General features: G+C 36.1%; 23 protein-coding genes, 1 pseudogene, 1 riboswitch and 1 other annotated feature. Of the genes and pseudogenes, 21 read left to right on the top strand and 3 right to left on the bottom strand.

The annotated features are described in order from the left end of the window. Positions 1-18 precede the first annotated feature (18 nt). Positions 19-120, top strand: a riboswitch (TPP riboswitch). Between the two features lie 100 nt (positions 121-220). From EUC40_RS23735 to EUC40_RS23680, 12 genes and pseudogenes are all read left to right on the top strand, one after another. Then, entirely contained in the window at positions 221-541 is a 321-nt protein-coding gene (locus tag EUC40_RS23735) for an MTH1187 family thiamine-binding protein (protein WP_000082902.1), read from the top strand. Continuing rightward, complete coding sequence (locus EUC40_RS23730; RefSeq protein WP_001057167.1) at positions 513-1,286, top strand: ABC transporter permease; 774 nt, start codon at positions 513-515, stop codon at positions 1,284-1,286. Before EUC40_RS23735 ends, EUC40_RS23730 begins: the two co-directional genes overlap by 29 nt. Further along, positions 1,283-2,281 carry an ABC transporter substrate-binding protein gene (locus EUC40_RS23725; RefSeq protein ID WP_156576749.1) on the top strand — a complete coding sequence of 333 codons (999 nt, stop codon included), beginning with the start codon at positions 1,283-1,285 and terminating at the stop codon, positions 2,279-2,281. The genes EUC40_RS23730 and EUC40_RS23725 overlap by 4 nt, the downstream gene beginning before the upstream one ends. Next, on the top strand, positions 2,278-3,027 hold the full coding sequence (locus tag EUC40_RS23720) for an ABC transporter ATP-binding protein (protein ID WP_000016071.1): 750 nt from the start codon (positions 2,278-2,280) through the stop codon (positions 3,025-3,027). Before EUC40_RS23725 ends, EUC40_RS23720 begins: the two co-directional genes overlap by 4 nt. 444 nt (positions 3,028-3,471) lie before the next feature. Then, a complete protein-coding gene (locus EUC40_RS23715; RefSeq protein ID WP_156576748.1) occupies positions 3,472-5,016 on the top strand; it encodes an ABC-F family ATP-binding cassette domain-containing protein in 1,545 nt (514 codons plus the stop codon). Positions 5,017-5,542: 526 nt separating this feature from the next. Beyond that, on the top strand, positions 5,543-5,914 hold the full coding sequence (locus tag EUC40_RS23710) for a DnaJ family domain-containing protein (RefSeq protein WP_156576747.1): 372 nt from the start codon (positions 5,543-5,545) through the stop codon (positions 5,912-5,914). Between the two features lie 10 nt (positions 5,915-5,924). Then, positions 5,925-6,239: a thioredoxin family protein gene (locus EUC40_RS23705; protein WP_156576746.1), complete on the top strand. Its 315-nt coding sequence runs from the start codon at positions 5,925-5,927 to the stop codon at positions 6,237-6,239. A 13-nt stretch (positions 6,240-6,252) separates the two neighbouring features. After that, positions 6,253-6,498 (top strand): hypothetical protein, encoded by a 246-nt coding sequence (locus tag EUC40_RS23700; protein WP_156576745.1) that lies wholly within the window; start codon positions 6,253-6,255, stop codon positions 6,496-6,498. A 113-nt stretch (positions 6,499-6,611) separates the two neighbouring features. Continuing rightward, positions 6,612-6,728, top strand: a pseudogene (locus tag EUC40_RS23695) (histidine kinase); the annotation flags it as partial. Positions 6,729-6,808: 80 nt separating this feature from the next. After that, the gene (locus EUC40_RS23690; RefSeq protein ID WP_071710483.1) at positions 6,809-7,390 is read left to right on the top strand and encodes a TetR/AcrR family transcriptional regulator; all 582 of its coding nucleotides are present in this window, start codon (positions 6,809-6,811) and stop codon (positions 7,388-7,390) included. Between the two features lie 66 nt (positions 7,391-7,456). Further along, positions 7,457-8,689 (top strand): MFS transporter, encoded by a 1,233-nt coding sequence (locus EUC40_RS23685; protein WP_156576743.1) that lies wholly within the window; start codon positions 7,457-7,459, stop codon positions 8,687-8,689. A gap of 56 nt (positions 8,690-8,745) precedes the next feature. Next, a complete protein-coding gene (locus EUC40_RS23680; protein ID WP_156576742.1) occupies positions 8,746-8,997 on the top strand; it encodes a helix-turn-helix transcriptional regulator in 252 nt (83 codons plus the stop codon). Positions 8,998-9,067: 70 nt separating this feature from the next. On the opposite strand, the gene EUC40_RS23675 is transcribed toward EUC40_RS23680, so the two are convergent. After that, positions 9,068-10,351, bottom strand: coding sequence for an MFS transporter (locus EUC40_RS23675; protein ID WP_156576741.1), 1,284 nt, complete (start codon positions 10,349-10,351; stop codon positions 9,068-9,070). Positions 10,352-10,459: 108 nt separating this feature from the next. Further along, positions 10,460-11,773: an alkaline phosphatase family protein gene (locus EUC40_RS23670; protein ID WP_000356461.1), complete on the bottom strand. Its 1,314-nt coding sequence runs from the start codon at positions 11,771-11,773 to the stop codon at positions 10,460-10,462. Positions 11,774-11,927: 154 nt separating this feature from the next. Between EUC40_RS23670 and EUC40_RS23665 the strand changes: the two genes are divergently transcribed. Both EUC40_RS23665 and proS read left to right on the top strand, forming a co-directional pair. Further along, positions 11,928-12,221, top strand: a complete 294-nt coding sequence (locus tag EUC40_RS23665; protein ID WP_071710480.1) for a YesK-like family protein — start codon at positions 11,928-11,930, stop codon at positions 12,219-12,221. Between the two features lie 93 nt (positions 12,222-12,314). Continuing rightward, positions 12,315-12,521, top strand: a binding site (T-box leader). Positions 12,522-12,568: 47 nt separating this feature from the next. Next, complete coding sequence (gene proS, locus EUC40_RS23660) at positions 12,569-13,999, top strand: proline--tRNA ligase (RefSeq protein ID WP_156576740.1); 1,431 nt, start codon at positions 12,569-12,571, stop codon at positions 13,997-13,999. A gap of 114 nt (positions 14,000-14,113) precedes the next feature. Here the strand turns inward: proS and EUC40_RS27370 are convergent, their stop codons facing one another. Continuing rightward, positions 14,114-15,265: a cell wall anchor protein gene (locus EUC40_RS27370; protein ID WP_244322175.1), complete on the bottom strand. Its 1,152-nt coding sequence runs from the start codon at positions 15,263-15,265 to the stop codon at positions 14,114-14,116. 305 nt (positions 15,266-15,570) lie between these two features. On the opposite strand from EUC40_RS27370, the gene EUC40_RS23650 reads away from it, so the two are divergent. The 7 genes from EUC40_RS23650 to EUC40_RS23620 all read left to right on the top strand — a co-directional run bounded on the left by EUC40_RS23650 (position 15,571) and on the right by EUC40_RS23620 (position 22,226). Then, the gene (locus EUC40_RS23650; protein WP_156576738.1) at positions 15,571-16,449 is read left to right on the top strand and encodes an ROK family protein; all 879 of its coding nucleotides are present in this window, start codon (positions 15,571-15,573) and stop codon (positions 16,447-16,449) included. 128 nt (positions 16,450-16,577) lie between these two features. After that, entirely contained in the window at positions 16,578-17,174 is a 597-nt protein-coding gene (locus tag EUC40_RS23645) for a TerD family protein (RefSeq protein ID WP_001121586.1), read from the top strand. 23 nt (positions 17,175-17,197) lie between these two features. Further along, entirely contained in the window at positions 17,198-17,782 is a 585-nt protein-coding gene (locus tag EUC40_RS23640; protein ID WP_000146724.1) for a TerD family protein, read from the top strand. Positions 17,783-17,941: 159 nt separating this feature from the next. Continuing rightward, on the top strand, positions 17,942-18,520 hold the full coding sequence (locus tag EUC40_RS23635; RefSeq protein ID WP_071710476.1) for a TerD family protein: 579 nt from the start codon (positions 17,942-17,944) through the stop codon (positions 18,518-18,520). Between the two features lie 72 nt (positions 18,521-18,592). Continuing rightward, the gene (locus tag EUC40_RS23630; protein ID WP_071710475.1) at positions 18,593-19,384 is read left to right on the top strand and encodes a TerC family protein; all 792 of its coding nucleotides are present in this window, start codon (positions 18,593-18,595) and stop codon (positions 19,382-19,384) included. Between the two features lie 109 nt (positions 19,385-19,493). Continuing rightward, a complete protein-coding gene (locus tag EUC40_RS23625) occupies positions 19,494-21,125 on the top strand; it encodes a YceG family protein (protein ID WP_156576737.1) in 1,632 nt (543 codons plus the stop codon). Positions 21,126-21,143: 18 nt separating this feature from the next. Then, positions 21,144-22,226 carry a toxic anion resistance protein gene (locus tag EUC40_RS23620; protein ID WP_001064411.1) on the top strand — a complete coding sequence of 361 codons (1,083 nt, stop codon included), beginning with the start codon at positions 21,144-21,146 and terminating at the stop codon, positions 22,224-22,226. The last annotated feature ends 137 nt before the right edge of the window (positions 22,227-22,363 follow it).

Here is a 22,363-nt window from a genome sequence, read left to right as displayed (position 1 = left end):
CATGCTACAATGAAAACGAATTAAGAACCGGGGAGCCAATTGGCTGAGAGGATGTAAGCACACATCGACCCTCAACCTGATCTGGATAATGCCAGCGTAGGGAGTTACTTTAAAGTGATGTAGCATAAGTTATTATAGAATAACTTGCATACAAGGCTTTCCTACATGGTAGGAAAGCCTTTTCTTTTTTTGAAAACTTATCTTTAAGGGGGATTTTATTATGTCACAACAAGTTACAATGTCATTTTCAGTAGTACCGCAAGCGAAGAACAAAGATGTATATTCTGTTGTTGATAAAGCAATTGAAGTTGTGCAACAATCGGGAGTTCGTTATGAAGTAGGAGCAATGGAAACAACGCTGGAAGGAGAATTAGATGTACTTCTTGATGTCATTAAACGTGCACAACAAGCATGCGTCGATGCTGGAGCAGAAGAAGTGATTACTTCAATTAAAATCCATTATCGTCCAAGCACTGGTGTAACGATAGATGAAAAGGTTTGGAAGTACCGTGATGAATATGCAAAACCAGAAGCAATCTAAACTTATTACAACTATTTGGCTTATCCTTCTCATTGCGATATGGGAAGGATCTGTTTCATTATTTAAAATTGAGCCGTGGATTTTACCGAAGCCTTCTGCCATTGTTCAAGAGTTAATTGGAATGAAAGATTTACTATTACCAAATACGATGCAAACACTGCAGGAAGTTATAATCGGACTGTTTTTTGCGATTTTACTTGGGACGAGCATTGCAATTCTTATGGACGTTATCCCTTTATTTCGTATTTTAATAAACCCATTGCTCGTGATTTCGCAAACAATTCCAATTGTTGTACTTGCACCATTATTTATTATTTGGTTTGGCTATGGGATGTTACCAAAAGTAATGGTAGTCATACTCGTTTGTTTCTTTCCAATTGCGCTTAGCATTTTAGAAGGTTTTCAAACAGTAGATAAAAATATGTTGAAATTGTTGCAAACAATGAAAGCAACGAAATGGCAAGTTTACCAAAAAGTAAAGTTTCCAGCAGTGCTCCCATACTTTTTCTCAGGTCTAAAAATTGCAGTTACATATAGCGTAATGGGGGCAATTATCGGAGAATGGCTCGGTGCAAGTGAAGGGCTAGGGGTTATGCTTACGAGAGCAACAAAATCCTTTTTAACTGCTCGAGTATTTGGTGTTGCTGCGATTATCGTCATGGTGACGTTATGCCTGTATTTTATCGTGGAGTTTATGGCAAGAATAACAGCACCATGGATATATAGAAAGGACGGCAGAAAATGAAAAAAGGTTTAAAAGTTATGTTAGCTGCTTTATTAGCAGTAGGTGTGGCTGGATGTAATCCGGCGAAGAAAGAGGAAAGTGCAAGTAAAGATCAAAAAGTAAAAGTAGTATTAGATTGGTTTCCAAATACGAATCATACTGGCTTATATGTAGCGCAAACGAAAGATTATTATAAAAAGCAAGGATTAGATGTAGAAATTATCCAGCCAGGTGATAATGTAACTGCGGAGCAAATGATAGCTTCAGGAAAAGCTGATTTCGCAATAAGTGCACAAGAAAATGTAACGTTAGCCCGTGTGGAAGGGATTCCTGTTGTGTCTGTAGGAGCAATTATTCAGCATAACACTTCAGCTTTTGCATCGCTTAAGAAAGATAATATGACATCACCGAAGGATTTTGAAGGTAAACGTTACGGAGGCTGGGGAGGACCAGCGGAAGAGGCAACGTTAAAAACAATTATGGATAAGCATCAAGCTGACTTTAATAAAGTTGAAAAAATTATTTTAGGACAAACAGATTTCTTTAAATCAATTGGCCGAGATGCAGATTTCGAGTGGATTTATTACGGTTGGGATGGGATTGAAGCGAAGCGTCAAGGGAAAGAGTTAAATACGATTATGGTAAAAGACCTAGATCCAGCGCTTGATTTCTACAGTCCTGTTATTATTACGAGTGAAAAACATACGAAGCAAGATAAAGATTTTGTGAAAAAGTTTATGACTGCAACGACAGAAGGTTATAATTTTGCAATTAAAGAACCGAAAGAAGCTGCAGATATTTTAATTAAAGCTGTCCCAGATGTAAATAAAGAGTTAGTACAAGAAAGTCAAAAGTGGTTAAGCACAAAGTATCAAGATGATGCTAAAGCGTGGGGAGTACAGAAGGAAGAAATTTGGACAAATTACATGAATTTCTTATATGACAACAAAGTTATTAAAAAGAAAATCGATGTAAAAGATGCCTTTACAAATGAATTCCTTCCAAGTGAAAAATGAGCGGATTACAAATAAAAGATATTGTAAAATCTTTCGATGGCAAGAATGTATTAACAAATATTAGTGCTTCTATACGAGAGGGAGAATTCGTTTCCTTTGTAGGTCCGAGTGGTTGCGGGAAAAGCACATTATTAAACATGATTGCACACGTTGAAAATCCAACAAGTGGTAGCGTCACGTATAATGATAAGTACGTACAAGAGCAAGATGTTGTAAGCTACATGCCGCAACAAGATTTATTATTACCGTGGCGATCTGCTTTGCAAAATATTGTTCTTCCACTGGAGATTGAAGGAAAGCCTAAAAAACAAAGGCTGGCAGAAGGAATGGAAGCATTAAAGCAGTTTGAATTAGATGAATATGCCGATCATTACCCAGATGCATTGTCTGGTGGTATGCGCCAAAGAATTAGCTTTCTTCGCACATATTTATGTGAAAAACCGATTATGCTCCTTGATGAGCCTTTTGGAAAATTAGATGCATTTACAAAGATGGAAGTACATAGTTGGCTTTTGAATTCTTGGCACCAGGAAAAGCAAACAATTGTTATGGTCACCCATGACTTAGATGAGGCCATTTTGCTTTCTGATCGCGTATTTATTTTATCTCAAAGGCCAGCATCAATAGTTGGCGAAGTACAAGTGAAATTACCTAGGCCGCGAACGATGGATATGTTAACATCACTTGAGTTAAAGAAGGATAAGGAAGAGATTTTAAGAGTATTAGCTCCTTATATGAAAAAATAGAAAAAGCCTTTTAACAGTTTTTAGCGTAATTACTGTTAAAAGGCTTTTTTATATAGGAGGAGAAAAATGAAATCTATTGAGAAAATAGTGGATTCATTAACAGTAGATCATTTTGAAGAAGGAACAAAAGAAAAAATGGAGAATAGAATATAACAGAGTAGTTTATACTCTTAATATAACAAATGTTAAAGGAGTGAAAGGATAAAATGACTTTATCAACTGTTCTTCAAATGGTTTTAGCTTAAGACGGGAGAAGTCTGCCCATTTTTAACAATTAAGCTAAATTGAAGACAGCAGGTAAAGAACCTTAATCCTTTTTTACGATAATATGTAATGGGTAAGGTGTATTCACCTTACCCATTTTTTATATACACAATCAAATAAGGCTTTATACTGTGAGTCTCTCTATTTAGCTTATGGATGATAAGTAAAGGAGAGAGAAAAATGAGTATATTAACAGTAGAAAATGTAAGTCATTCTTATGGTGAGAAAACCATCTTATATAATGCGTGTTTTCGACTATTAAAGGGAGAACATGTTGGGTTAGTTGGAGAAAATGGCATTGGAAAATCAACACTGTTACGTCTGTTAACAGGAGAAGTTATACATGATGATGGAAACATTGAATGGTTTCCACATGTGAAGGTAGGATTTTTACAGCAACATATAGATTTACAAGAAGGCATAACAATTGAAGAATACTTGCAAAGTGCATTTTCTAATTTGTATGCGATTGAATGTGAAATGTTAAAACTTGCAGAAGAAATGGCGGAAGCAGAAGAAGTAACAAAATTGTTAATAAGGTATGGAGAATTACAAACGATGTTGGAGAGTTCTAATTTTTATCAAATTCATACAGAAATTGAAGAAGTAGCAACAGGTTTAGGGTTGTTTGAAGTAGGGATGAAGAAGGATGTTTCAAAATTAAGCGGAGGGCAGCGGACAAAGTTGTTACTTGGAAAGCTTCTTTTAGAAAAAGCTGATGTTTTATTGTTAGATGAGCCAACAAACTATTTAGACACAGCACATATAGAATGGTTGCAATCCTATTTACAAATGTATGAAAAAGCTTATATTATCATTTCGCATGATGAAGTATTTTTAAACAATATTACGAACGTTATTTATCATCTAGAAGAACGAAAGGTTAAGCGTTATGTAGGTGGTTATAGAAGTTTTGTACAGAATTATGAAATGCAAAAGAAACAATTACAAGTAGCGTATGCGAAGCAACAAAAAGAAATTGCCCACTTAGAAACATTTATTCAAAAAAATAAAATTCGAAAAGCGAAACAGGCAAAGAGCCGAGAAAAAGTATTGAAGAAAATGCAAAGGGTTGAAAAAGTTACTAATGTGCCACGGTCCCGTTTTGATTTTACTGTTTATAATGAACCGGTAAGCCGCATATTGCAGGCTGAAAAACTAAGAATAGGCTATAGGGATCCTTTATTTCCAAAATTGGATTTGCAAGTGAAAAAAGGAGAAAAGATAGCCATCGTTGGTCATAACGGTATTGGAAAAACGACAATGTTAAAAACGTTATTAGGTCAACTCAAGCCGTTAAGTGGTTCAGTTTCTGTTGGGGAACGAGTAAATCCTGCTTATTTTGCACAGGAAGAGTTTGCTTCAGAAATAACACCGTTAGAGAAAGTTTGGACAGAACGACCAGATATGACAAAGAAAGAAGTACGTCAAGCATTGGCGAAGTGTGGATTGAAAGAGGAACATGTATTAAAGCCGCTTTGTTTATTAAGCGGAGGGGAACAAACAAAGGTACGACTTTGTGAACTTATCGTAACGAAAAGTAATGTTTTAATTTTAGATGAGCCGACTAATCATTTGGATATAGAAACTAAGAAGGCTTTGCAGGAAGCGCTACAACGATATAAAGGAACGGTCTTAATTGTTTCACATGAGCCTTCTTTCTATGAATCATGGATAACGAAAATATGGAATATAGAAGAATGGCATACTGAACAATATGAATAAAGAAAAGGCATTAGCTTTATGAGCTAATGCCTTTTCTTTGTGATTAACATGATTTTCGAGAACTCTTACATGAGAAGTGTATGAAGAAACACTCTTATGGTGCGCTTATAAGCGTGCTTTTTCTTTTGTTATGTTTATATTTGTAATAATACTAGATGCCTTTCCCTAATAGGCTACTATCTTTCTTTATATATATAGATAGTTTGAAATGGAATGAAAATAATTCCTATATGTAAAGGATAATGTGATTAGTATAGGAAGACAATAGAAGTAAAAGGAAATTCATGTAAACTTCAGGTGAACTTCACATAAACTTCATATTATAAATCGAATATAATTATAATAGGTTATTATAATGTTCGCTAGGATTCCTCTGACTTCGTCCTTGATTGTAACGGATTTATCAGAAGGAATAGTAATTTTATATATTCTTTAAAAAACTGTATGGAGTCAAACTTGAATGGCGTAGCAAGATAATGAAATTTCATGTAAAATAATAGTAAAAATATGTAAGGGAGGGAGTAATGTGGATGTGTTTTTGAATATTGCCGAAGAAAAAATTCGACAAGCAGTACGGAACGGTGATCTCGATCATATTCCGGGAAAAGGCAAACCACTACAATTAGAAGACCTTTCAATGGTACCTCCAGAACTTAGAATGAGCTATAAAATTTTAAAAAACGCGGGAATGATTCCACCAGAAATGGAACTACAAAAAGATATATTAAAAATAGAGGATTTAATCTCTTGCTGTTATGATGAAGCGGAGAGAAAAAAGTTACAAGAAGAGTTAACAGCGAAAACACTACGTTTTCAGCAAGTAATGGAAAAGAGAAAGATTAAAGATAGTTCAGCTTTTCGTATGTATCAGGATAAAGTATTTCGTAAATTACGCTAAGAGGGATAAGATGAATACATTTGAAACGATAGAAGAATTAACAACATATATTGAAGAACAACAAGTAGTACTGCTATTTATTAAAACGGAAAATTGCGGTGTTTGTGATGTCATGTTAAGGAAAGTAAATTACGTATTAGAGAATTATGATTACGTAGAGAAAATAGAGATATTGCTACAAGACATGCAAGAGATTGCGGGGCGATATGCCGTATTTACAGGTCCAACAGTTTTATTATTTTATAAGGGAAAAGAAATCCTTCGTGAATCGCGCTTCATTTCACTTGAAAATCTAGAAAGAACTATTCAATTATTCGAAGATTAAGGGAGGCTTTTATATGGAATTTATTATTGTCATACTATTATTTGTTGTAGTTGGAACAATTGTAACAGCAGTTCGATCAAACAAAAAGAATGTAAATCTTACAAAACAAAATAACATTCATAACTCATCTAACAACTCATCACCACTATTTTTCTTTGCTGGATCTGATAATGATAGCTCGCACGATGGAGGCTCGCATGATTGTGGAGGGTCTTTTGGTGGAGATGGTGGGGGAAGCTGCGGTGGCGGCGGTGATTGATGAAAATACGCCTTATATAGGCGTATTTCTTTTTAAACAAACGTTTGATTAGTTGGCTTACATATGCATAAAAACAGTTAAACAAACGTTTGATTAACTATTTTTAACATACTAAGGGGAAAGTAATGTTATTTTTATTAGCTGCGGGAGGCGTATTTCTTGTTAAATTAGGATTTAAAATTGGAACAATACATATGATTCGAATGTGGTTTGAGAGTACGTTTTCTTAAATAAGGAATATAGCCTCTTGCGATAGAGGTTTTTGATTTGTTATTATTAGACTGAACGGTCGGTTTAAAGAGGTGTGAATATGAGAAGAAGCGCAGAAGAGATAAAGAAAGAAATTGCATATAAAGCAGAAAGTCTGTTTTCACAGAAGGGCTATGCAGCTACATCTATGGAAGAGATTTGTGAAATTACAGGACGAAGTAAAGGAAGCATTTATTATCATTTTAAAAGTAAAGAAGAATTATTTTTATTCGTAGTGAAACAGCATACGTATGATTGGCTTGAAAAATGGAATGAAAAAGAGAAGTTATATAGTACTAGTACCGAAAAACTATATGGTCTCGCGGAATATTATGTAGAGGACATACAGCAACCAATTTCAAATGCGATAGAGGAATTCTCTATGAGCCAAGTTGTAAGTAAAGAGATTCTGGATGAACTGTTAGCTTTAACTAGAGAATCATATGTTATGTTGGAGAAATTAATTGAAGCAGGCATACAGTCTGGAGAGTTTCGTGAAGATAATACGCGAGATCTTATGTATATTGTGAATGGATTATTATCAGGGCTTGGAGTACTTTACTACGAGTTAGATTATAAAGAGCTGAAACGTATTTATAAAAAGGCGATAGATGTATTGTTAAAAGGGATGGCAGCTGAATAATAGGTCAGTTGCTTTTCTTACAAATTAAATTAGACCGAACGGTCGGTTTATGAAAGGGGAATGAGAATGAACGCTTTATTTAAAAATCGAGCATTTATGCTCGTTATGGCATCTGATATTTTACAACAATTTGCAATTTGGATCAGAAATATGGCCCTTTTGTATTTCATAATGGAGCGAACGAATAATGATCCGGTTTCCGTTTCATTGTTATCGGTTATGGAATATGCACCTATCTTTATTTTCTCGTTTATCGGTGGTGCGTTAGCTGATCGCTGGAATCCGAAAAGAACGATGGTTGCTGGAGATGTGTTAAGTGTACTGTCTATTATAGGTATTGTTTTGTTGTTACAGCTGGATTATTGGCAGGCAATATTTTTTGCAACACTCATTTCCGCGATTGTAGGCCAGTTTTCTCAGCCATCATCTTCGCGTATATTTAAGCGCTATGTAAAGGAAGAACAGGTAGCAAATGCGATTGCATTTAACCAAACATTACAGTCATTATTTATGATTTTTGGACCAGTGGTAGGATCGCTTGTGTATACACAACTTGGTTTATTTACGTCGCTATATAGCTTAATCATTTTATTTTTGTTATCTGCTATTGCCCTTTCATTTTTACCAAAATGGGTTGAAAAAGAGCAAGTGGCGAGAGATTCATTGAAAAATGATATAAAAGAAGGTTGGAAATACGTTCTTCATACGAAAAATTTACGTATGATTACGATCACTTTCACCGTTATGGGCTTAGCTGTTGGACTAACGAATCCATTAGAAGTGTTTCTTGTAATAGAACGCCTTGGAATGGAAAAGGAAGCAGTTCAATATTTAGCCGCAGCTGATGGAATAGGTATGTTAATTGGTGGTATTGTTGCTGCAGTTTTCGCTTCAAAGGTGAATCCGAAAAAGATGTTTGTATTCGGTATGAGCATATTAGCGATGTCATTTTTAGTAGAAGGGATATCTACATCATTTTGGATTACTAGTTTCATGAGATTTGGAACAGGTATTTGTTTAGCTTGTGTTAATATCGTTGTCGGTACGCTTATGATTCAACTTGTACCAGAAAATATGATTGGAAGAGTAAATGGAACAATTTTACCACTGTTTATGGGGGCAATGTTAATTGGAACTTCACTAGCTGGAGGATTGAAGGAGATGACCTCACTAGTTACCGTATTTTGTATAGCAATGTCACTTATTTTATTAGCAATAGGCCCGGTTTTACGTATGCAAATAAAGAAAGAAGATGTTGTTAATCGAGAGGAAATGACGAATTCATTAGCTTCGAAATAGCTATTGTAAGGGGGCTCAATTGCTCCCTTTTTTCATGGCAATCTTTTGACAATGAAATGGACCGACTATATACTAATGTTGTAAAAACGATTTTACATGTTAGGAGCAATGGTGTGAAAAATCAAATCTATGAATTACGCACTGAAAATAATATTTCACAAGGCGCATTAGCTGATAAATGTAAAGTTTCTAGACAGACGATAAATGCAATTGAGAATAATAAATATGATCCAAGCTTAGCGTTAGCTTTTCGTTTAGCGGAAGTATTAGGAACAACTGTTGATAAATTATTTTTGTACAAACAGTAGGGCCTTTCATTGGAAGGTGAACCGTTAAAAATAAAAAAGATCCCCTTCTCATATGAAGAGGATCTTTTTCTTATATCGTTTTAGTTTTCGGATTAGGTGGTGTAACAGATGTATTATTTTCCGGAACTCTAGTTAGTAAGAATCCACCGATAACGAACAGTACAATAATACTAAGTACGCCAGCGTTTGTTTTTCCCGTTAATTGAGTTGTAACACCAACTAATACTGGACCCATAATCGCGGCAAACTTGCCAAATATATTATAAAATCCGAAGAATTCATTTGCAGATTCTTTAGGTACTAGTTTCGCAAAGTAGGAACGACTAAGTGCTTGAATACCACCTTGAGAAGTGGCAACTAACATTGCTAAAATCCAGAAATCGAGTGTCGTTTTTAAGAAATAAGCATATGTGCAGATAATGATATAAATAATAATACCGACATATAGCATTTTTTTACCTGTAAATGTTTCTGATAGTTTGCCATACAATAAAGCGAATGGACAAGCTACAATTTGTGTGACAAATAAGATGATTAATAGATTCGTTGCACTAATCCCGAGATCAGTTCCGTAAGCTGTAGACATAGTAATAATTGTGTCGACCCCGTCAATATAGAAAAAGTAAGCGATTAGGAACATAAAGACAGTTTTATATTCTTTAATATTTTTAAAAGTATCAGCAAGGCGTTTGAAGCTCATTGTAATTGGTCTAGGATGACGTTCAATATAGTGCGTTTGCTCTACGTTTTTTAGCATTGGAATTGTAAATAACCCCCACCAAAGAGCTGTTATCGCAAAGGAAATTTGACTAGCAATGCCAACGGATAAAGGGATAGTTCCTTTTTGAGCAAGAATGATAAGTGCAATACAACCGATAAAAGGAATTGTACTTCCAATATACCCTAAGGCGAATCCTCTCGTAGAAATTCGGTCCATTCTATCTTTAGAAGTAACATCTACTAAGAATGCATCATAAAAAATATTTGCTCCAGCAAAACCGACTAATGCGAGCATATAGCATCCTAATAACAAGTACCATTGAGAGGTTGGAACAACTGCTAGCATACTTGTAAAGACAATACCGAGTCCAAAGAAAAATGTAAAAAATCGTTTTTTGAATCCTTTATAATCAGCAACCGTTCCGAGAATAGGAGCAAGTATAGAAATTAAAAGTGTTGCGAACGAGTTTGCATATCCCCAATATGCTGTTGAAGTTGCACCGGATAGTCCAGCTTCCTTTGCAGCGGTTTTAAAGTAGATTGGAAATAATGCAGTTGTAATGACGAGCGAATATACGGAATTCGCCCAATCGTATAATATCCAGCTTTTTTCTTGTCTGGACATTTTCTTCATATAATGTTCCCCCTTAAATTTGTTCTACTAACAGTGTACAAAAATAAAAATTATAAAAAGAGAAACAGTGATGATTTTTACATAACTTTTACATATATACACAGTTCTTTACAATTGAAGTAAATCCTCTACAATTGATCCGTCTGTTTCACCTAAGTGTAAACCAAGTAGTCTAGCAATAGTTGGACCTTCGTCAATCAGTCTCATATAAGGAATGGTAACGCCGCTTTGAATACCTTTCCCAGCAGCGATAAAAATCGTTTCATAGTTAGGTTTTGTTGGAGAGTATCCGTGAGTTCCAAATGTATATTTTTTACTAGGCGTAACATCTTTTTCGGTAATTTCTTTTATAAAATCTCCTGTATAATTTTCAGTGAAATAATATCCTTCTTGTGCTTCTAACATAAATAAACAATTACCGTCTGCACCGCATTCTTTCGCATCCTCATCATGAAGTATAAATTCAATACCGTTTTGTTTATTTTGAAGCAGTTCTTCAAGGAGTAGTTGTACTTCTCGAATCGTATCTGTATCGTTTTTGTCTTTCACATATACATAGGCGGATCCATCGCAACTTTGGCAATAAGCATTCCAGTCTACTAATTTACCCTTTGAATTTATAGATATAAGCCCTTTTTGATGAAATAGTACATTTAATTGAATGGATTTGTTTTCACTTAAAGCGCTATGATCACCAAGAGCGATAATAGTGCTCTCTTCGTATAGGTCACTGTCTTTTAAAGCTTGAATAATTTTTCCTAGTCGCTCATCATGTCTATGAATTGCGGCTATTGTTTCTTTTGATTCAAAGCCATGATAGTGTCTTTGGGTGTCTAAATCGGTGAAATGTACAAACATGACATTAGGCTTTTTCGTCTGGATTGTATGCACAGCAGAAGCAAGTACGAAATCATCGAGTTCAGGTTGTGACAATCCATTTCGTATATGGCCGAAACGGCGATTTAAATCTAATTGATATAGCGGGCTACCGCTAAATAATGAAACTAAAACTTGATTTTGCCACGGTCTATTTGGAAAGATTTCTGGTAAATTGTAATCAATATTTGCTCTGCCGGTAACAGGCCATAGAAGGGCTGCTGTCGTTAAATTTGCTTTATGTGCTTCATCATATAATGTTGTTCCTTGTATTGATTTTCGGTACCAATGCCAATCTGGTGATTCACGTCCAGGTTGAAGTAACGTATTGCTAACAACACCATGCTTATTAGGATAATTACCAGTTACGATTGTTGAGTGACTTGGATAGGTTACAGAAGGATAGATGGGCTCTACCTTTTCCACAATTGCGCCCTTTTTTATTAGAGATTGGAAATGAGGTAATGTTTGTAATATAGGAAAATCTAAAGCTGATAAACAGTCGAATGATAAAATGATGACACGATTAGTTAATGCTTTATCCATAAAGTAATCCTCCTAATTATATAAAACCTATTACTATATATTACTATTAATACCTAGTAATAAAAATATATTTTCAAATAAAATTTATTATTTATTTTCAGAAAAATTAAACATATAATCAAGTATAAGGGAATCTATGGAAGGAGGAAACAACATGGATTGGTTAGATGGATTTGGTATCTTTTACATCATTGGCGGAATTACGATTATTCTTGTATTTGCTATTTCGTATTTACTAAAGAAACGCTTTCCAGACAAGCAGTTCGATATTATATTTGCACTTAGTTTAATACTTCTTTGCTTAGCATCCTTTCCCGTTACAATGATGGTTATTGGTGGATGGGAAGGAATGGGATATGGATTTATTGGTTTCTTCATTCTACTTGGTACACTTATTGGTATGATTGCACACCAACTTGTGAAAATTACGCGGAAAAGCTACGTATAAAACTGTAAAAAATGAAAAGAATATATAAAAATAAGAAAATTCACTCTTGTTTTGTGGTGAAATTTATATTATGATATTCAACAAATTTATTTCGTTATAACGATGAAAAAGGACTAGTACATGTTCAACCTTTTTGGCAGAGAGAGAATCCGTCAGGCTGAAAGATTCTTAAAAAGGCGATATGGAACCTACCTTTGAGTTCTGCATATGCAGCGGGAATTTCCCGTTATCAAAAAGAGAGCATGCGCAATTTTTGTGCATGAATCAGGGTGGTAACGCCGGCAAAGCTCGGTCCCTATTTAGGGACGCGGGCTTTTTTGTATTTTCTAGAAGGAGGAAGACTGACTATGGTAAAAGAACAAGTACAAGCGATTACGAAGATGGAAGAGGACTTTGCGCAGTGGTACACAGATATTGTGAAAAAAGCAGAACTTGTTGATTATTCGAGTGTAAAAGGATGTATGATTCTACGTCCGTACGGTTATGCCTTATGGGAAAATATGCAAAAGGTTATGGATGAGAAATTAAAAGCAACTGGTCATGAAAACGTGTATATGCCAATGTTTATCCCAGAGAGTTTATTGCAAAAAGAGAAGGATCATGTAGAAGGATTTGCTCCTGAAGTAGCATGGGTGACACATGGCGGGGATGAAAAGTTAGCGGAACGACTTTGTGTACGTCCTACATCTGAAACTTTATTCTGTGAGCATTTTTCAAAAATTGTGCAATCCTATAATGATTTGCCAAAGCTATATAACCAGTGGTGTTCAGTAGTTCGTTGGGAAAAGACAACGAGACCATTCCTTCGTACAACTGAATTCTTATGGCAAGAGGGTCATACGATCCATGAAACGGCAGAGGAATCTCAAGCTGAAACGTTAAATATTTTAAATCTATATGCTTCTTTCTGTGAAGACTACTTAGCGATACCAGTAATTAAAGGGCAAAAAACAGACAAAGAAAAATTTGCGGGTGCAAAGGCGACTTATACGATTGAAAGTTTAATGCATGATGGGAAAGCACTTCAAACAGGAACATCTCATAACTTTGGAACGAATTTCTCTGAAGCATTTGATATTAAATTTTTAGATCGTAACGGTAAGTGGCAATATGTACACCAAACATCTTGGGGTGTATCAACAAGAATGATAGGTGGACTTATTATGGTTCATAGTGATAATAATGGGCTTGTAATGCCACCAAAAGTTGCTCCAGTACAAGTTGTTATCGTACCGATTGCGCAGCATAAAGAAGGTGTGTTAGAAAAGGCAACAGAGTTACAAGAGCGTATTCAAAACGTTGCACGTGTGAAAGTAGATGTTAGCAATAAAACACCTGGTTGGAAATTTAATGAGTATGAAATGAAGGGCATTCCAATTCGATTAGAAGTTGGTCCAAAGGATATAGAAAAGAATCAAGTCGTACTTGTAAGAAGAGATACGAAAGAAAAAGAATTTATATCAATGGATCAATTAGAAGAGCGTATTCCATCATTACTCGAAGAAATTCATAATTCTTTATTTAATAAGGCAAAAGTATTTCGTGATGAGAATACGTATAGTGTGACGAATTTCGAAGAGATGAAAAAAGTAGCTGATGAAAAGCAAGGATTTATTAAGGCGATGTGGTGCGGAGAATTAGCTTGTGAAGAGAAACTAAAAGAAGAAGTTGGAGTATCTTCACGCTGTATGCCTTTTGAGCAAGAGCAATTAGCTGACGAATGTATTTGTTGTGGTAAAGAAGCTAAGCAAGTGGTGTATTGGGGAAAAGCGTATTAATACTTTGTTGATAGATGATAAAAAGGACTTTGGGCTGCGTAATAAAATGCAATCCAAAGTCCTTTTTAGTTTTACAATTTGTTCCATGTATTTTTTAGATGGAGGGATGTGTTTTTATTTTGCATTTTTACGGCGAATAAATAGTAACATACCAATTAGGAACGTTGAAAGTCCCATTAAAATAGATGCAGGATAATGTGTTGCAGTATTAGGTAACTTATCGCCTTGTTTTTTCGCGTTATCTTTTGCATTACCATCTTGGGAACCATTGCCGCCTTGAGAGCTGCTATCGCCTTTAACACGGCTACCTTGAGAGTCATCGCTACCTTGAGAACTGCTATCGCCTTTAATACGGCTGCCGCCAGAGCCATTGCCACCAGAACCGTTGCCACTAGAACCGTTGCCACTAGAACCGTTGCCCCCAGAACCGTTGCCCCCAGAACCGTTGCCACCAGAACCGTTGCCGCCAGAACCACTGCCGCCAGAACCGCTACCACCAGAACCGCTACCACCGGAACCATTGCCATCAGAACCGTTGCCACCAGAACCACTACCCCCAGAACCGTTGCCCCCAGAACCGTTGCCACCAGAACCACTACCCCCAGAACCGTTGCCCCCAGAACCGTTGCCACCAGAACCACTGCCGCCAGAACCGCTACCATCAGAACCGTTGCCACCAGAACCACTGCCATCAGAACCGCTACCACCGGAACCGTTGCCGCCAGAACCATTGCCGCCAGAACCGCTACCATCAGAACCGTTGCCACCAGAACCGCTACCACCAGAACCACTGCCGCCAGAACCGTTGCCGCCAGAGCCACTGCCATCAGAACCGCTACCACCGGAACCGTTGCCGCCAGAACCACTGCCGCCAGAACCATTGCCGCCAGAACCGCTACCACCAGAGCCGTTGCCGCCAGAGCCACTGCCATCAGAACCGCTACCACCGGAACCGTTGCCGCCAGAACCACTGCCGCCAGAGCCACTGCCATCAGAACCGCTACCACCGGAACCGTTGCCGCCAGAACCATTGCCGCCAGAACCGCTACCACCGGAACCATTGCCACCAGAACCACTATCGTCCTGAGAACCACCATTTCCTGGTGGTTTATTATTATCTTTTGAGTTACCTTCTGCGAAATGATTATTATTTTGTACAATCGCGTTTGTTACTGGAGAGAAGTTTTCTGTTGCTGCATTACCGATATTTAAACCACTAAAAAAAGATAAAGAAAGAGTTGATGCTAAAATGAAGATTTTCGTCATTGATTTCCTCCTGAAAAATTAATATTCCATCTAAAATACATCCCTTTGTAATATTTCATAGGAAAAAGAGTTTTATGCAAAAAAAACTATATATAGAAAAAGGTGGTGTATTTCTAAAGAGAGAAAAGAGTTAGTGTAAACTCTTTCCCCCGCTATTCGCCGGGCGGGTTGTCCGTAAAAGCCTGGTTGGTGAAGGCTAAGAATCAGTGGGGGATGAACAAAACACCCACTGATTAAAGTTTCACTGTATAAATAGTAGAGCAGTGAGAATTTTACATTCATTACAGTAGAGGAAGTGACAGCAGATGAAAGAATACATTGCATTTGATATTGGTGGTACGCAAATTAAATATGGAATCGTTTCAGAAGCAGGAACAGTACTAAAGCATAAAACAGTTCCAACAGAAATTCATTTGGGCGGGGAACAAATCATTCAAAAACTCATCCTTTTATCCCAAAAATTAATAAATGAACATACGATTTCGGGAATTGGTATTAGTACTGCGGGAATTATTAATATTTATAAAGGGGTTGTAACGGGAGGGGTGGATCATATTCCGAACTACGCTACTATTCCTATTATTGATAGATTGCAAGAGGTATTAAAAGTTCCTGTATCCATTGACAATGATGTGAATTGTGCAGCATTCGGAGAAAAGTGGAATGGTGTTGGAAGAGATAAAAGAAACTTTATTATGCTTACCCTCGGAACGGGGATTGGAGGCGCAATTTTTATAGATGGAGAGTTATATAGAGGGCATTCGTTTAGTGCTGGTGAATGGGGAAATATGTTAATAGAAGGAAAAACTTTTGAAGAGGTTGCTTCTATTTCAGGGTTAATTTGTCTTGTAAGGAAATATAAAGGTGAAGGTGAGTGGGATGGGAAAACGATTTTTGAGTTGTATGATAAAGGAGATAGAGAGGTTACGAAAGCAGTTGAGGTTTTCTTTAAACATTTAGCGATTGGAATTAGTAACCTTGCTTATATTTTTAATCCAGAAATGATTGTTATAGGTGGGGGAATTACTGATAGAGGAAATCAGTTCTTAAAAGAAGTAAAAGAAGAGGTAGAAAAATATTTAAACAAAGAGATTTACAGTAAGTGTGAGATTGAACTGGCACAAAACGGTAATTGTGCAGGAATGATTGGTGCTATTTACCACTTCTTACATCAGCATAAGTAAGTTATATGAATGTTTTCATATAACTGAGAATTTATCCTTTTTCTCACTAGGTAAATAATGCTACAATATAAGAGAAGAATACAATATTTTCCGATTCGGAAAATGCTTTGTAGAAAGGGAGAAACTTCATGCCTATTATTTTAGAAAAAGGTCAAAAGATCGATTTAACGAAAGGACAACCAAAAGTAGCAAAACTACAGGTTGGCTTAGGCTGGGATCCAATTGGGCAATCAGGTGGATTTCTGTCTTCATTATTTGGAAGTAAACCAAATGTAGATTGTGATGCATCTGTTGTTATGTTAGAAGGGGATCGTTTTTTAAATAAAAATGATTTAGTTTACTTCGGAAACAAACTTTCTACTTGTGGTAGTATTATTCATTCAGGAGATAATTTAACAGGTGAAGGCGCTGGTGATGACGAAACAATTTTCGTAGAATTACATAAAGTTCCGAGCCGTATTAATCGTTTAGTATTCGTTGTAAATATTTATGATTGTGTAAATCGTCGTCAAGATTTCGGGATGATTCGTAATGCATATATTCGTATTCAAAACCCGCAAACTGGTGAAGAATTAGCACGCTATAATTTATCGGATAATTATGCTGGCAAAACGACTCTAATCGCAGGTGAAATGTATCGCCACGGAAGTGAATGGAAGTTTTCAGCTGTTGGAGAAGGCACACAAGATAAAAACTTAAGTGAGATTGTATCACGTTATCAATAAAATAAACCGAGGAGGAATTGAATATGGCATCAATTTCATTGAAAAAAGGACAAAAGGTAGACTTAACAAAAACGAATCCAGGTCTTTCAAAAGTTCTTGTAGGACTTGGTTGGGATACGAATCGTTATGACGGACAAAACGATTTCGATTTAGATGTTAGTATTTTCTTAGTAGGTGCTAACGGTAAAGTTTCAGGTGCAGAGGATTTCGTTTTCTATAATAACCCTAAAGGTGCGAATGGTGCTGTAGAGCATTTAGGAGATAACCGAACTGGTGACGGTGAAGGTGATGACGAAGCGATTAAAGTAGATTTAAAAAATGTACCTGCACATATCGAACGTATTTGCTTCACAATTACAATTTATGATGGAGAAGGACGTAGCCAAAACTTCGGACAAGTTTCTAACTCTTTCGTACGTATTTTAGATGAAGAAAAGAATGCAGAATTAATTCGTTATGATTTAGGAGAAGATTTCTCTATTGAAACAGCTGTTGTAGTAGGTGAATTATACCGTCATGCAGGTGACTGGAAGTTCAATGCAATCGGAAGTGGATTCCAAGGTGGATTAGCGTCTCTATGTAATAATTTCGGTTTAGATGTAGAGTAATAGATTTGCCCGTAAAAGCCCGATTGGTGAAGGCTAATAATCAGTGGGGGATGAAGAACCCCCCCCACTGATTAAAGTTTCACTTTATATATCCATCGGTGAAACAGATGTTTACTGATGGATATATTTTTAAATATTAAAATATAGAGGTGAATATAAATGGTAATTCAATTGCAAAAAGGACAGAAGATTGATTTAGGTAAGACAAGCCCTGGTTTAACAAAAGCAGTAATTGGTCTTGGGTGGGATATTAAATCTTATGACGGTGGATCAGATTTTGATTTAGATGCATCTGCTTTTTTATTGGATGTGAACGGAAAATGTACGAAGGAAACTGATTTTATCTTCTATAACAATTTACAGTCTCCTTGTGGATCTGTTTTACATACAGGGGATAACCGTACAGGTGAAGGTGACGGGGATGATGAGCAACTTGTTGTAGATTTGAAAAAGGTTCCAGCAGATGTTCATAAAATTGCTATTACAGTTACAATTTATGATGGAGAAGGCCGTAATCAAAACTTTGGACAAGTCGGAAACGCATTCGTTCGTTTAGCAAATGAAGAAACAAACGAAGAAGTTCTTCGTTTTGATTTAGGGGAAGATTTCTCCATTGAAACAGCAGTTGTCTTTTGTGAACTATACCGTCATAATGGACAGTGGAAGTTTAATGCAGTAGGAAGTGGATTCCAAGGTGGCTTAGGTGCGCTTGTAAGAGCGTATGGCTTGGATGCATAGAAAGGAAACGATATTCGTTTCCTTTTTTTGACCTTTCTATAAATCTAGCAAAGAATAGGGGATAAAGGTAAGATGAGTATTTTGCAAGGAATCCTTGATACGTATGCTCAGTTTTTCGACTTGGACATGTGGATTAAAGTGTTGCAAGATCCAGTATCTTGGGGATTAATCGGTACACTTGTTGTACTTGAAGGGTTGTTATCAGCTGATAACGCACTTGTATTAGCGGTAATGGTAAAACACCTTCCAGAAGAAAAACGTAAAAAAGCATTATTCTATGGACTTATTGGAGCTTATGTATTCCGATTTATTGCGATTGGAATTGGGATGTTCTTAATTAAATTAGCATGGGTAAAAGTGTTAGGTGCACTTTACTTAGCGTGGCTTTCAGTTAAATACTTCATTGATAAAAGAAAAGGTAATGCAGAAGAAGAGGAAGCACATGGTATGAACCAAAATAGTATTCTCTTCAGAATGTTTGGTGTCTTCTGGGGAACAGTTGCGATGGTTGAATTAATGGATATCGCGTTCTCGGTAGATAGCGTACTTGCTGCATTTGGTGTATCAAATGAAGTTTGGATTCTATTATTAGGTGGAATGCTCGGTATTTTAATGATGCGCGGTATCGCTGGTGTATTCTTAAAATTGTTAGAGCGTATTCCAGAACTGGAAACGACAGCATATATTTTAATCTTAATTATTGCAGCAAAAATGTTACTGTCTGTTGTTCATATTGAAATAAGTCATGCAGTATTCTTTATCATTTTAGTTGTAGCATTTGGAGCAACATTTATACTTCACTACATGAAGAATTCTGGACAAGCTAAAGAAGAAGTTGCAGCTACTAAAAATAATCATAAATAATTGAAATGGGTTTGCTCGTTTTACGAGCGCCCATTTTTTATAACCAAAAATAGTTTATAATAGAAGAAGGACTTAGAAAAAACGTAAATGTTTTTGGAGGTGAACTGTTGTGTTTTCACGTTTTACACTTCAACCATATGCATTAAAAGATGAATCAGATTTAAAGCAATTTGAAACACTTTTAGAAAAACGCCCACAATATGAGCTGACAGAGAATGAGATGAAATTTAGTTATATAGCAAGTCGAATCCTTGGTGTTCCTAATGATGTAGATGAATATTTTAATGAACTGTTTGATTATAGTGAAGCGAAAGGAATCGAAGTTTTACACGAACAAAATTTAAACAAAGTGATTGATTCGGAAAAGCTTCGTCATATTCAAGAAGTGTTTGGATTACATCAAGAAGCACCAAATGGTCTGACAGTAAATAGGTTAGTTGCACACTTATCAGGGAAACAACTTTTACCGAAAGTAGATAACCCTGATTTACAGCATTATATACATACGACGTTTATTTCTGTATTGAAATTATATGAGAAACAACATAATCAATCTTTAAAGACAGAAGGTTTCCGTCGTTTCTTAATCGATATGATTAAATTAAGCGAAAATTACGTAGCGAAGTGGTTCTCTACGATCAATTATAAGAAACAAATGCCGCGTATCGTTTGGTATGGTGATGCGACAGAGAGTCGTATATATTTCTTATATTTTCTTATTATGCTCGGTTGCGATGTACTTTATTATCATCCAGAAGGAAAAGATGGCTTTGAGAATGTGGATGAGGACGGCAGAACTTTTGTCGTATCGCACCAAAGTCGTATTTCATTGGAACCATTTCCCGACCGCCGTCGTGAACGCGTCGCAACGGTAGCGTATCAAGCTTCAAAGGAAATTGAGCAAGTGCTTCACCATGATAATTCATTATTATACAAACCGTGGCAATTCCGTTCATATACACCTGTAGCGCGTACATTAAAAACAACATATGATGAACTCTTTTTAATTACGAAAGAAAAGGCATTTGTACGCCCGACATTCTTTGTTGAAAATAAACATATTTATATCCCTTCTTTATTTGCAAAAATATCAGGTGTGTCAAAAAATGATAAAGAATATTTTCAACGATTAAAAGCTGTTACATCATTTGATAATAGTTTATTAATCAATACATTCCCGTTTACGAAAGAACAAAAAGCGAATTTCCAATATCATTATCGAGATGCATTAGACCGCGGGGGGAAATTACATCCAGATTTAATTATGAACAGTCATTGGTGGCCACATAAACGATTACCAGAAGGATTACAACATGGTATTGCAGAAGCGATTATCCATACGTGTGAAAGTGAAATGTGCAAACCAATTGCAAAAGAGACGAAACAAGATGTAGCGCTATATGTTTTCGCGCAACTTTCTCAAATACCACCGAATATTTTAGAACAGCTTGAGAAATTTGATTATTCACAAGATGTACCGAAAATTGTTATATTTAATAATGAGAAGAGTGGAGAATTAACTCGTTCTGATGCTGTTTTATTACTATTTTTAAACCAAATTGGAGTAGATGTATTCCATTTCAATCCAACGGGAAGAAACGATATTGAACCGTATATTGAAGCGGGGGCATTTGACTCACATTGGCTTGAAGAAGTTAATTTTGATCTTGAGTTTCATGGTTCATCAGCCTATAAAAATTTATCACAAACAATAAAAGGACTATTTCGTCCATTTTTATAAGGAAAGGGAGAATACCATATGAATAACCCAGTCGTACTAGATTCGAAAACAGAATTAAATGAGCAAACAGCACAAGATGTTCGCTTGCAACTTAGACAAGATGCGGATGTACAACGTATTTATAATGCGGTAGATATTAAAGACCAATTAGAATTAATTGAGCTTGGAAAAGAACCATCTATGGAAATTTCACGCTTTGCAGATCAAATTTTACATACAATGTCTCTATCAAAAATAGAAGACTCTGGTGAGTTATTAAAACAGCTTGGTAAAATTATGGACCGATTTGATAGCAAAGATTTTGCGGAAGAGAAAAGCGGTTTCTTCTCACGTATGTTCAAAAAAGCGGATAAAATGATTGAACAAATCTTTAGCAAGTATCAAACGATGGGTCGTGAAATTGATAAAGTGTACGTGGAAATTACGAAGTATCAAGATGAAATGAAAAAATCAATTGGTACGTTAGACGGATTATATGAGCAAAACTTAAAATATTACTTAGACTTAGAAAAATACGTAGTAGCAGGAGAAATGTTATTAGATCGTTTAAATACAGAGCTAGTTCCGATGTATGAAGAGCGTGTACGTAATAATGATCAATTAGCAGGTATTGAATTAGAGTCGCTTAAAAACTCTGTTGAAATTTTAGAACAGCGTATTGATGATTTAGAAAAGGCACGTATGGTTGCTTTACTTACAGCACCACAAATTCGTATGATTCAACGTGGTAACAATAAATTAATCGGTAAGATCAATACAGCATTTATTACAACGATTCCTATCTTTAAAAATGGTATCATTCAAGCGGTAAATGCGAAGCGTCAAAAGCTTGTTGCAGATTCTATGGCTGAACTGGATCGTCGTACAAATGAATTACTTAAGAAAAATGCACAAAATATTGCAACTCAAAGTGTGGAAGTGGCAAGGCTATCAGGCTCTTCTAGTATTAAGATGGAAACACTTGAAGAGACTTGGAACATCATTTCAAGAGGTATGCAAGAAACACAACAAATTGAAGAGCAAAACAAACGTGAGCGTGAAGAAAGTCGTAAGCGTATGGCTACATTAACAGAGAACATCAAAAAAGAATTACAAGGATAAAGTGAAACTTTAATCAGTGGGGTTTTGTTTATCCCCACTGATTATTAGCTCACACCAATCGGACATTTATGGGCAGTTGATCTCCCACCTAACTCCTTTGCTCAAGCTGAATTTTGAGGTGGGAGTTTTACTGCACG

The sequence above is a fragment of the Bacillus luti genome, assembly GCF_009739945.1.
GTDB classification, from domain to species: Bacteria; Bacillota; Bacilli; order Bacillales; family Bacillaceae_G; genus Bacillus_A; species Bacillus_A luti.
Note: the sequence above shows the minus strand (reverse complement) of the source record. Positions and strands in the feature narration are given on the sequence as shown.

Coding starts and splice junctions, on each gene's coding strand:
- EUC40_RS23735 (WP_000082902.1), top strand. CDS start 221: ATGTCACAACAAGTTACAATGTCATTTTCAGTAGTACCGCAAGCGAAG.
- EUC40_RS23730 (WP_001057167.1), top strand. CDS start 513: ATGAATATGCAAAACCAGAAGCAATCTAAACTTATTACAACTATTTGG.
- EUC40_RS23725 (WP_156576749.1), top strand. CDS start 1,283: ATGAAAAAAGGTTTAAAAGTTATGTTAGCTGCTTTATTAGCAGTAGGT.
- EUC40_RS23720 (WP_000016071.1), top strand. CDS start 2,278: ATGAGCGGATTACAAATAAAAGATATTGTAAAATCTTTCGATGGCAAG.
- EUC40_RS23715 (WP_156576748.1), top strand. CDS start 3,472: ATGAGTATATTAACAGTAGAAAATGTAAGTCATTCTTATGGTGAGAAA.
- EUC40_RS23705 (WP_156576746.1), top strand. CDS start 5,925: ATGAATACATTTGAAACGATAGAAGAATTAACAACATATATTGAAGAA.
- EUC40_RS23700 (WP_156576745.1), top strand. CDS start 6,253: ATGGAATTTATTATTGTCATACTATTATTTGTTGTAGTTGGAACAATT.
- EUC40_RS23690 (WP_071710483.1), top strand. CDS start 6,809: ATGAGAAGAAGCGCAGAAGAGATAAAGAAAGAAATTGCATATAAAGCA.
- EUC40_RS23685 (WP_156576743.1), top strand. CDS start 7,457: ATGAACGCTTTATTTAAAAATCGAGCATTTATGCTCGTTATGGCATCT.
- EUC40_RS23680 (WP_156576742.1), top strand. CDS start 8,746: ATGGACCGACTATATACTAATGTTGTAAAAACGATTTTACATGTTAGG.
- EUC40_RS23675 (WP_156576741.1), bottom strand. CDS start 10,351: ATGAAGAAAATGTCCAGACAAGAAAAAAGCTGGATATTATACGATTGG.
- EUC40_RS23670 (WP_000356461.1), bottom strand. CDS start 11,773: ATGGATAAAGCATTAACTAATCGTGTCATCATTTTATCATTCGACTGT.
- EUC40_RS23665 (WP_071710480.1), top strand. CDS start 11,928: ATGGATTGGTTAGATGGATTTGGTATCTTTTACATCATTGGCGGAATT.
- proS (WP_156576740.1), top strand. CDS start 12,569: ATGGTAAAAGAACAAGTACAAGCGATTACGAAGATGGAAGAGGACTTT.
- EUC40_RS27370 (WP_244322175.1), bottom strand. CDS start 15,265: ATGACGAAAATCTTCATTTTAGCATCAACTCTTTCTTTATCTTTTTTT.
- EUC40_RS23650 (WP_156576738.1), top strand. CDS start 15,571: ATGAAAGAATACATTGCATTTGATATTGGTGGTACGCAAATTAAATAT.
- EUC40_RS23645 (WP_001121586.1), top strand. CDS start 16,578: ATGCCTATTATTTTAGAAAAAGGTCAAAAGATCGATTTAACGAAAGGA.
- EUC40_RS23640 (WP_000146724.1), top strand. CDS start 17,198: ATGGCATCAATTTCATTGAAAAAAGGACAAAAGGTAGACTTAACAAAA.
- EUC40_RS23635 (WP_071710476.1), top strand. CDS start 17,942: ATGGTAATTCAATTGCAAAAAGGACAGAAGATTGATTTAGGTAAGACA.
- EUC40_RS23630 (WP_071710475.1), top strand. CDS start 18,593: ATGAGTATTTTGCAAGGAATCCTTGATACGTATGCTCAGTTTTTCGAC.
- EUC40_RS23620 (WP_001064411.1), top strand. CDS start 21,144: ATGAATAACCCAGTCGTACTAGATTCGAAAACAGAATTAAATGAGCAA.